Raw genomic sequence first — 3186 nt, 5'->3', positions numbered from 1 at the left:
CCCGGCCACCCTCGATGGACGCACGAACGATCTCCTCACGACGGGCGTAGTGAGAGTGATCGTCACCTTCGTCCGTCTGGGTGTTCGATGTCTCAGGCGCGATCTGAGTCGTGCTCATGGCGTCAAGTCTAGTGCCGCGGGCGCCGATGCCGGCCCTGGGTGCAAGCCCGCGCGCGGGACGGGTGCCGCACGAGGACACGCCGCCGGACCGAAGCCATGGAACACGTCGTGGAACACCGACCCCGGTCCGCGGGAAGGGGGCGACGGGACATCGAAACCGGCCGGCTGGCATGGCCTTCGGGGGGCAGATGGCTCTTGTGACTCCCGGACGGGGCGTACCCTGGATAAGGACGAAGGAGACCGGTGACTGGATTGATCGACAGTACCGAGATGTACCTCCGAACCCTGTACGAGCTGAGGGAGGAGGGCATCCCCCCGCTGCGCGCGCGTCTGGTGGAGCGCCTGCATGTCAGCGCGCCGGCCGCGAGCGAGTCGACGGCTCGCCTGGCCAACGAGGGGCTGGTGTCCCTCGCCGACGACCGGACCGTGCAGTTCACGGAGAAGGGCCTGCTGCGGGCCACCGCCGTCATGCGCAAGCACCGTTTGGCCGAGCTGCTGCTCACGAAAGTCATTGGGTTGGACTGGGCGCTGGTACACAACGAGGCCTGCCGGTGGGAGCATGTAATCTCCGATGAGGTCGAGGCGCGCCTCACCGTCCTGCTCGGCGATCCAAATCGCTGCCCGTTCGGTAACGAGATCCCGCCTTCCCGGCAGCACCACACCACGGCGCGGCCGACCTCCGCCCCGGTGAGCCTACTGGCGTCGGCCGACTTCGCATCGTCCGGCGGTGGCAGGCCGGTCACGGTGAGCTGGATCTCCGAGCGGTTGCAGACGGACGAAAGCATCATGCGCCGGCTTCAGGACGCCGCGATCGTCCCCGGCGCGCAGATCACGCCGGGCTCCCGCGGCAACCTGATCCACATCGTCACCCCCAACGGCCAGACCAACGCGGAGATCAGCCGTAGCACCGCGGCTCTCGTCTACGTCGACCGCTGACCCGTCGCCCACGGCACCGTCGCCGTCGCCGTCCTGATCGCTTCCGCCGACGGCCGATGGTGTCACGCTCCCGGCCGCACGCCCCCTCGGAAGCTCGACCACCAGATCTTCTCCACCCTGACCACCTCCCCGGTCCGCGGAGCGTGGATCATCTTCCCGCCCCCGATATAGATCCCGACATGATCAAGATCGGCATAGAAGAAGACGAGATCACCGGGAATGAGACCCGCCCGGTCCACGCGGCGCCCCTCATTCCATTGTGATCCGGTGTAGTGGCTCAGCGAGACCCCGGCCTTCCCCCAGACCCACTGCGTCAGGCCCGAGCAGTCGAAGGACTTCGGCCCCGCCGCGGCCCACACGTAGGGCTTGCCCAGCTGGGCGTATGCCTCCTGCACCGCGCGCGACGCGCCACCGCCGCCCGTCGGCGGGGTGGGTGCCGGGGTAGTCGGGGCCGGGGCGAATGCCCGGCCCGCGGCCGCAGCCGCGGCCGACTCCTTCCGATAACGGACCCGTTCGGCCGCGGCCTTCCTGGCCGCCGACGCCGCAGCGGCGGCCTGCGCCGCCCTGCGGGCCCGCGCGGCGGCGGCCTGACGTTCCCTGGCCTGCCGTTCCAGCAATGCGTAGCGGGATTCGAGCCGCTGCAGCAGACTGCGCTGTTCGGCGGCGGACGCCTCGATGGACCGCTTCCGCGCGGCGAGCCGCATGACGATCTTCCTCTTGCCCGCGAGTGCCATGTCATCGCTCCGGCGTGCCTCGGTGAGATCCCGACGCGCGAGCCGCAGGCCAGTGTCCGCCACCCGTTGCCGGCGGGCCAGCGCATCGACCGCACCGGCCCGGTCGAGTACCTGTCGGGGGTCGCCGGTCAGCAGCAACGACAGTTGCCCGAATCCCCCGGCCCGATCCGCCGACACCGCCAACCCCCGATGTTTGTCCGCGGCCTGCCGTACAGCATCGTCAGCACGGTCGACCCGCCCGGCCGCGGCGGCCGCGGCCCGCTCGGCCTCGGCCAGCCGAATACGTTCGGCGTTGAACACCTCGGTGGCAATCGCCGTCTGACGCATGGATTCGTCCAACCGTACCCGGGTACCGTTGATCTCCGCCTGCAGACTCTCCGGGCTTCCCGGGCTTCCCGGGGCCGACCCGGAGGCCGGAGTCGCCGGCGCCGCCCAGGCGGATCCGGCAAACCCCCAGACAACCGGAGGCCCGGCGACGAGAATGCCGACCAGTCCGAGAACAATGGGCGCTCCGGCTTTCGGGCGCCATCCGGTCGGATCGTTCCCGGTCGGCTGGGGACCGTCGGTCGGGCCGGCGGCGGGAGTCTGCCTTGCGACGTGTTTCGAAGTTCGCTGGCCGAACCGGGATGGCGGGACAGCACGGGGACGGCGGGGCCCGGGGCGCGGTTCGCCGGCGCTATGCCAGCCCTCCGTGGGGACACTGCTCACACTGCCGGATGGTAACTCTATGCAGTTATACAGTCATGGAAGCACGCCGTGACGAGCGGAGAGTCTCCAAGTGCCCACCGCCAGCCGACGAGATCGGGTCACAGGCCACCCAATTTAGCGATTTCACACGTCAGAAACAGCTAAGACATAGGTCGGGAACAGATCTTGCCGACTCTTCGGACCCGAGGATCCGGGACGAGCGCAGCGTGGCCGGGGACCGGGTGAGCGCAGTCCGCGCATCGCGCGGGGAATGACAGGAGAGACATGGACAAATTGAATTCGGGCGATACCGCGTGGATGCTTATCAGTTCCGCGATCGTGCTGTTCATGACGCCCGGACTGGCGTTCTTCTACGGTGGCATGGTCCGAGCGAAGAACGTGCTCGGAATGATCATGCAGAATTTTTTCTGCATCGGGATCGTCACGCTGATCTGGTCGGCCATCGGGTTCAGCGTCGCATTCGGCGCGGGTAACGGCTTCTGGGGCGGATTCGACTTCTTCGCGCTCCAGGACCTCTCCGGCAGCGACGGCGCGATCCCGTACGTCGTGTTCGTCGCCTTCCAGCTGATGTTCGCGATCATCACGCCCGCCCTCATCACCGGCGCGATCGCCGATCGGATGAAGTTCAGCGCCTTCGCGATCTTCATCCCGCTCTGGTCGCTGCTGGTCTACTCGCCGATCGCACACT

2 protein-coding genes and 1 pseudogene are annotated in these 3186 nt (G+C 68.2%); 2 read left to right on the top strand and 1 reads right to left on the bottom strand.

The features are described from left to right. The first annotated feature begins 363 nt into the window (after positions 1-363). The gene (locus tag ACY45C_RS13750) at positions 364-1056 is read left to right on the top strand and encodes a metal-dependent transcriptional regulator (RefSeq protein ID WP_462188005.1); all 693 of its coding nucleotides are present in this window, start codon (positions 364-366) and stop codon (positions 1054-1056) included. A 62-nt stretch (positions 1057-1118) separates the two neighbouring features. Here ACY45C_RS13750 and ACY45C_RS13745 read toward each other — a convergent pair whose 3' ends face one another. Further along, positions 1119-2117, bottom strand: a complete 999-nt coding sequence (locus ACY45C_RS13745; RefSeq protein ID WP_462188004.1) for a C40 family peptidase — start codon at positions 2115-2117, stop codon at positions 1119-1121. Between the two features lie 645 nt (positions 2118-2762). On the opposite strand from ACY45C_RS13745, the pseudogene ACY45C_RS13740 reads away from it, so the two are divergent. Next, positions 2763-3186: pseudogene (locus ACY45C_RS13740) on the top strand (ammonium transporter); the annotation flags it as partial.

The sequence above is a fragment of the Frankia sp. CcWB2 genome (assembly GCF_977927585.1).
The sequence above is the reverse complement of the archived record's forward strand: the minus strand, read 5'-3'. Positions and strand labels throughout refer to the sequence as shown.